Origin of the sequence: Embleya sp. NPDC050154 (assembly GCF_044460165.1) — a bacterium.
Classification (GTDB): Bacteria; Actinomycetota; Actinomycetes; order Streptomycetales; family Streptomycetaceae; genus Embleya.
This window is the reverse complement of sequence record NZ_JBITJP010000009.1, coordinates 1-6,938: the sequence shown is the minus strand read 5'-3', so window position 1 is coordinate 6,938 and position 6,938 is coordinate 1. Positions and strand designations below refer to the sequence as shown.

At 72.4% G+C, this 6,938-nt stretch carries 5 protein-coding genes; 2 read left to right on the top strand and 3 right to left on the bottom strand.

Annotated features, from left to right (window positions below):
- Positions 1-171 precede the first annotated feature (171 nt).
- From ACIBSV_RS20000 to ACIBSV_RS19990, 3 genes are all read right to left on the bottom strand, one after another.
- Positions 172-936 carry a GntR family transcriptional regulator gene (locus tag ACIBSV_RS20000; RefSeq protein ID WP_395864740.1) on the bottom strand — a complete coding sequence of 255 codons (765 nt, stop codon included), beginning with the start codon at positions 934-936 and terminating at the stop codon, positions 172-174.
- 155 nt (positions 937-1,091) lie between these two features.
- Positions 1,092-2,501 carry an aldehyde dehydrogenase family protein gene (locus ACIBSV_RS19995; protein ID WP_395864738.1) on the bottom strand — a complete coding sequence of 470 codons (1,410 nt, stop codon included), beginning with the start codon at positions 2,499-2,501 and terminating at the stop codon, positions 1,092-1,094.
- A 185-nt stretch (positions 2,502-2,686) separates the two neighbouring features.
- Complete coding sequence (locus tag ACIBSV_RS19990; RefSeq protein ID WP_395865268.1) at positions 2,687-3,547, bottom strand: dihydrodipicolinate synthase family protein; 861 nt, start codon at positions 3,545-3,547, stop codon at positions 2,687-2,689.
- Between the two features lie 380 nt (positions 3,548-3,927).
- Here ACIBSV_RS19990 and ACIBSV_RS19985 point away from each other — a divergent pair, with 380 nt between their 5' ends.
- Both ACIBSV_RS19985 and ACIBSV_RS19980 read left to right on the top strand, forming a co-directional pair.
- Positions 3,928-4,932: an ABC transporter permease gene (locus ACIBSV_RS19985; protein ID WP_395864736.1), complete on the top strand. Its 1,005-nt coding sequence runs from the start codon at positions 3,928-3,930 to the stop codon at positions 4,930-4,932.
- Positions 4,933-5,003: 71 nt separating this feature from the next.
- Positions 5,004-6,770 (top strand): ABC transporter substrate-binding protein, encoded by a 1,767-nt coding sequence (locus tag ACIBSV_RS19980; RefSeq protein ID WP_395864734.1) that lies wholly within the window; start codon positions 5,004-5,006, stop codon positions 6,768-6,770.
- The last annotated feature ends 168 nt before the right edge of the window (positions 6,771-6,938 follow it).

The window sequence follows — 6,938 nt, the reverse complement described above, 5'->3', positions numbered from 1 at the left end:
GTTCATCGTGGTGGTCGCCGGCGGGCCACGGCTGGGCGACTTCGAGGCCGGGTCGGTGGCGTGGGGGGGGGCCCCCCCCCGCCCGGGGGGGGGGGGGGGGGGGGGGGGGGGGGGGGGGGGGGGGGGGCCCCCCCGGGGGCGCCCCCCCCCCCCCCCCCCCGACGACGCGCCTTACTCGGGTGCGGATCCGGACCCGGGCGCGGGCTCGTGGGCCGGGTCGGACCAGAGCGAGCGGATGTGGCCGAGGTGTTCGCTCATCGCCGCCCGCACGCCCTCGCCGTCCCCGGCGAGCAACAGGTCGAGGATTTCCTCGTGTTCGCGGGCGGAGGCCACCAGCGCGCCGCGTTCGGCGAGTTGGGTGAGTCCGTACAGGCGCGAGCGCTTGCGCAGGTCGCCGACGACCTCGACCAGGCGCTGGTTGCCGCCGAGTTCGAGGAGGCCGAGGTGGAACTGCCGGTCGGACTCCAGGTAGCCGATCAGGTCGCGTCGCTCGGCGGCGGCCACGATCGCGGCGGCCACCGGGCGCAGCGCCTGCAGCGCGGCGGGGTCGGCGGTCTCGGCCAGGCCCACGACGACCGGGATCTCGATCATCGACCGAATCTCGGTGTACTCGTCGAGGTCGCGACCGGACAGCGCGGTGACCCGGAAGCCCTTGTTGCGGACGACCTCGACCAGACCTTCCTTGACCAGGTCGAGCATCGCTTCGCGCACGGGGGTCGCCGAGACGCGGAACTGGGCGGCCAGGCTCGGCGCCGAGTAGATGACGTCCGGGCGCAGCTCACCGGCGATGAGGGCGGCGCGCAGGGCGTGCGTCACCTGGTCGCGCAGGCTGCGGCGCTCCTGCACGAACGGCAGATCCAGGGGCCGCTCCAGCGTGTTCGCCGCGGCGGTGGTCTCGCCGGTCGGCTCGGTCGGCACTTCGGCGTGCGCTCTCATCGGGTGTCCTTCCTCGAGGCCGGGTGCACCTCGAAACCTGTGCAATGTGCAATGTTACAGTCTGTTCGGCATTGTGCCCACCACCTCCCCGTTCCGTCCCCGACGCGCCATGTCCCGGTGCCCCGGCATCGCGGCGCCCGCGTGCTCCCGCGTGCTCACGCAGCGCCCGTCGGATTCGCCGGCAGCAGGCTCACGGTGCGGGTGGCGGTGTAGAAGTCCGCCGCGGCGCGGCCCTGTTCGCGCGGCCCGTGACTGGAGGCCTTCGTTCCGCCGAAGGGCAGGTGGAAGTCGACACCCGTGGTGGGCGCGTTGACCTTGACCAGGCCGGTGTCGATCCGGTCGACCACGGCGAGCGCGGCGTCCAGGTCGCGGGTGTGCACCGACGCGACCAGGCCGTGCGGCACGGCCCGCGCCAGCTCGATGGCCCGATCCAGGTCGCTCGCGCGTTGCAGGACCGCGACGGGGCCGAAGATCTCCTCGTGGAGCGCGGCATGGCCGGTCGGCACCCGCTCCAGGATGGTCGGGGTGGCGAACCATCCCGCGCCGTCGTACGCGCGGCCCGCGGTCAGCACCCGGCCGCCGGCGGCGAGCGCCGAGTCGAGCGCGGCGCGCACCCGGGTGCGTGCCGCCTCGGTCACCACCGGCCCGCATACCGTCGCGGCGTCGGCCGGGTCGCCCACCGGCAGCGCCCGGGTGGCGGCGTCCAGCGCCTCGCGCAGCGGATCGGGATCGCCCACCACGATGATCCGCCGGGTGGCGGTGCACTTCTGACCCGCGTAGCCGAAGGCCGCCGCGATCAACTGCGCGGCGGTGGACCGCACATCGGCGTCCGGCAGGACCAGCGCGGCGTTGCACCCGCCCATCTCGGCCTGTACGGGGAGCCCTCGCGCGGTGGCCGCGCGGACCACGTCCAGGCCCACGGCGGTCGAACCGGTGAACGAGACCACATCGGCGGCCTCGACCACGGCCGCACCGGTGGCGGCCTCGCCCGGCAGCACGGTGAACAGGTCGGCCGGCAACACCGCGTCGAGCAGTTCGGCAAGGCGCAGCGCGCAGCCGAGCGCCTGCGGGGCGGGCTTGAGCAGTACCGCGTTGCCCGTGGCGAGCGCGGGCGCGGCCTTCCAGAGCGGGATCGCCAGCGGGAAGTTCCACGGTGTCACCAGCCCGGCCAGGCCGTACGGTCGACGTCGGGTCAGCAGCAGGCCGGGGCCCGAGGCGGGTTCGTGCACCGAGCCGACCGGGTCGTAGACCTGCTGCGCGTTGTAGCGCAGGATCGCGATGGCGCGGGCGATCTCGCCCCGTGCCTCGCCGATCGGCTTGCCGACCTCGCGCACGATCAGGTCGGCGAAGGTGTCGGCGGTGTCGGCGAGTCGGTCGGCGGCGGCGCCGAGCGCGGCGCAACGGGCCGAGGCCCCGGCCGCCCACCAATCGCGTTGGGCGGCGCGGGCGCGTTCGGCGGCGCTGTGCACGTCGGCGGGGGACACCGCCGGTGCCTCGGCGACGAGTTCGTCGGGGTCGGCCGGGTTGTGGCTGCGCACCGGTGGTGCGGCGGACGTGGTGGTCACGGCGGGAAGCCCTTCGGGAAGGGGTCGGTGGATCGACCGGGCCGCCGGGGGCGGTGATCCGGGCGCGTTCGGTGACGGTGGGCCGGGGCCGGGGCCGGGGCCGGGGCCGGGCCGATCGGACGATCGGTCGGCCGGACGGCCCGGCGGGAGTCGGCGTCGTGTCGGGTGGGTGCGGCGGGGCCGGTTCAGCTCAATCCGGCCGCGACGGCCCGCTCGGTCGCCAGCCGGACGCTTTCCCGCGTCTCGGCGTTCAGTGGCCGGCGGGGCGGACGGCAGGGGCCGCCGGGCTTGCCGACCACGTCCATGGACAGCTTGATCGCCTGGACGAACTCGGTGCGGGTGTCCCAGCGCAGCAGCGGGTGCAGGACGTCGTACAACTCCCGGGCCCGGGGCAGGTCGCCGGCGACGGCGGCGCGGTAGAGCTCGATGCAGGAGTGGGGGAGGACGTTGAGGAATCCGCCGATCCAGCCCTTGGCACCGGCCACGGCCAGCTCCAGGAGCACGTCGTCGGCACCCGCCAACAGGTCCAGGCCGGGGGCCAGTTCGGCGAGGCGGTAGGCGCGGCGGGTGTCGCCGCTGAACTCCTTGACGCCGACGATGTGGCCGTCGGCGTGCAGCTTCGCCAGCAGTTCGGGGGCCAGGTCCACCCGGGTGTCGAACGGGTTGTTGTAGGCGACGACGGGCAGGCCGACCGAGGCCACGTCGGCGTAGTGCGCGTGCACCTCGGCATCGTCGGCGCGGTAGGCGTTCGGCGGCAGCAGCATGACGGCCTCGGCGCCGGCCCGGGCCGCCTGCTCGGTCCAGCGGCACGCCTCGGCCGAGCCGTACGCGGCGACGCCGGGCATCACCCGGTCGCCGCCCACGGCCTCGACCGCGACGCGGACCACCTCGGCGCGTTCCTCGGCGGTCAGGACCTGGTACTCGCCCAGGGAACCGTTGGGCACGACGCCGTCGCAGCCCGCGTCGACGAGCCCGCGCACGTGGTCGGCGAAGGCGTCGTAGTCGATGCTCAGGTCCGCGCGCAGCGGCAGCGTGGTGGCGACCATCAGGCCGCGCCACGGCCGGCGGATGTGGTCGGTGGGGATCGGGCCGGACACGGGGGCTCCTCGGGTGTCGATGGCAGTGGTGACGGCGACGGGGACGTCGTGGTCGCCGTCGGCGGTGGCGGGCATCGCGGTGGTGGCACACGTTTCCACCGTGGCCACCTCAGTACAATGTCACATTGCTTTACGGTTCCGCCAGACCCGACTTCGATCGCATCGGCAAACGAGGGAAGCGGTAAAACCGCAGGTGAATGGTAAAGGGAATGCAAATACAATGTCGCACCTCAAATGTGACACGTTGCAAACCTTGACCATTGCATCGCCCGTGGGCAGAGTTCCCCACCAACCACCCCACCCCGCCGCCTCCCGAGAGGCCCGCCACCATGACCACGCTCGCGCCCCCCACGGATCCGCCGGCGGATCAGGTTTCGCCCGCCGTCGGCACCGCCCCCACCGGGCTGCGCCCCTCGCAACTCGCCTGGCGTCGCTTCCGGCGCGACCGCACCGGGATCGTCGCCGCCTACGTCGTCGCCGTCTTCGTCGTCGCGGGCCTGGGCGCACCGCTGTTCGCCCGGTGGTACGGGCACGACCCCTACACCACCTACGGCCAGAACCGGCCCGGCCTGCTCAACGAGTTCGGCTTCCCGATCGCACCCAACGGCGGCATGTCCGGCGAGTTCTGGCTCGGCCTCGAACCCGGCCTGGGCCGGGACGTGCTCACCCAACTCCTGTACGGCATCCGCACCTCGCTGCTCATCTCGCTGGCCGTGGTCGCCATCGTCACCGTGCTCGGCGTGCTGGTGGGAGTGACCGCCGGCTACCTCGGCGGACGTACCGACTTCCTCGTGGGCCGACTGATCGACGTCATGCTCAGCTTCCCGGCGACGCTGTTCTTCATCGCGTTCACCCCGGTGGTCACCTCGCTGCTGACCCGCCCGGGCGAGCAGATGTCGCCGCTGCTGCGCGGGGCGGTCATCGTCGCGGTGCTCTCCGCGTTCGGCTGGGCCTCGGTGGCCCGACTGCTGCGCGGTCAGGTGCTCTCGCTGCGCGCTCGCGAATACGTCGAGGCGGCGCGGGTGATCGGCGCCTCGCCCGGCCGCATCGTGCTGCGCGAGCTGCTGCCCAACCTGGTCACACCGATCCTGGTCAGCGCGTCGATGGCGGTGCCCGCGTACGTGACCACCGAGGCCGCCCTGTCCTACCTGGGTGTGGGCATGGTCGAACCCACCCCCGACTGGGGGCGGATGTTGCTCAAGGGCGCCGAGGTCTACCGGACCGACATCACCTACATGTGCGTCCCCGGCATCTCGATGCTCGTCTTCGTCGTCGCCTTCAACCTGCTCGGCGACTCGGTCCGCGACGCACTCGACCCCAAGAGCGACCGCTGAGCCCCCGACGTCGCGTCCGGCGCCGGTCCCTTCGCCACACCGCACTCGCACGGCAACCCTCGGAAGGAACCATGAACCCTCGGCGCAGACCCACTCGCCTCACCCGAACCGCGCTCGCCGCGCTCACCCTCGCCCTCGGCGCGGCCGCCTGTTCCGGCGGCGGCGGCACCCCGGACAACAAGGAGCCCGGGAAGGGCGCCCCCAAAGCCCAGGTCCGCGCCGTGTCGATCGGCGCCGCCGCCGAGTCGAAGGGCCCGGCCAAGGAACTCCCCGGTGCCAAGCCCGGCGGCACCGCCACGGTCCTGGAGCGCGCCGACTTCAACCACCTGGACCCGGCCCGCGTCTACGTCTCGCACGAGCAGACGGCGGAACTGCTGATCTCGCGTCAGCTCACCACGTACAAGCAGGAAGGCGACCACACCACCCTGGTCGGCGACCTGGCCACCGACACCGGGACCAGCCCCGACGGCGGCAAGACCTGGACCTTCACCCTCAAGGACGGGCTCAAGTACGAGGACGGGTCGCCGATCACCGCGCAGGACGTCAAGTACGGCGTCGAGCGCTCGTTCGCCAAGGAGATCACCGGCGGCCCCACCTGGATCCAGGAATGGCTCGTCGGCAACGCCGACTTCCGCTCGGTGTACGACGGCCCCTACGCCGGCCGCGAACTGGACGCGATCAAGACCCCGGACGCGCGCACCATCACCTTCGCGCTCCCGGCCCCGCGCGGCGACTTCCCGTTCGCGGTGGCGATGCACACCAGCACCCCGGTGCCGCGGGCCAAGGACACGAAACTGGAATACGACAAGCGCCCGTTCTCCAGCGGCCCCTACAAGATCTCCACCCGCGAGATCGACAAGTCCATGACGATGGTCCGCAACGAGCACTGGGACCCGAACACCGACGCGGTCCGGCACGCCTACCCCGACCAGTGGAAGTTCGAGTTCGGCGCGTCCAACCAGCAGATCAACGAGCGGCTGATCGCGGCCAACGGTGGTGACCGCACGGCGATGACCTTCCGCGTCGCGGTCGGCCGCGAGGTCGCCCAACAGGTGCTCACCACACCGGACTTGAAGGCTCGCACGGCGGACGCGGCCACCCCGTACACCGAGTACTTCGAGATCAACAACCGGCGCCAGACCAATCCGAAGATACGCCAGGCGCTGATCGCGGCGTTCCCCAAGGAACAGGTGCGGCAGATCCTGGGCGGCCCCGCGTACGGCGAGTTCGCCACCACACTGATGGGCGCGACGGTGCTCGGTTTCGAACCCTTCGACCTGGCCGGTGTGCCGAACACCGGTGACCCGGCCAAGGCCAAGCAGTTGCTCGCCGAGTCCGGCACCCCCAACCCCAGCATCACCTACGCGTACAACCAGACCCCGCTGTGGGAGCAGGTCTCGGTGACCATCGTCCAGGCCCTGCAACAGGCCGGCTTCAAGGTGGTTCCGCAGCCGATCAACGACAAGAGCTACTACACCGAGATCGGCCGCATGGACAACAAGTACGACCTGTACTGGTCCGGCTGGGGTGCCGACTGGCCCAGCGCCGCCACCGTGCTCCCGGCCAAGTTCGACGGCCGCAAGATCATCGACGACGGCTCCGTCTACAGCCTCTACAACAACCCGGCGATGAGCACCGAGATGGACCGCATCACCGCGATGTCGGACGTCGTGGCGGCCGGCAAGGAATGGTCGAACCTGGAGAAGAAGATCATGGCCGAGGCCCCGGTGGTGCCGTTCGTGTACCGGCGCCAACTGACCCTGTACGGCCCCGGTCTGGGCGGCGTACGAGTCGGCTTCATCGGCTCGACCTATCCGATCGACGTCTGGGTCAAGTAGCCCCCGGGCGGGGCGGCTCCGGCTCCGACCGGCGGGGGGGGGGGGGGGGGGGGGGGCCCCGCCCCCCCCCCCCCCCCCCCGCCCCCCCCCCGCCGCATGTCCGGGGCGGGGCGGAGTGAGGCGGCCCCGCCCGATCAGGCCAGCGTGCGCTCGAGGAACCGCGCGATC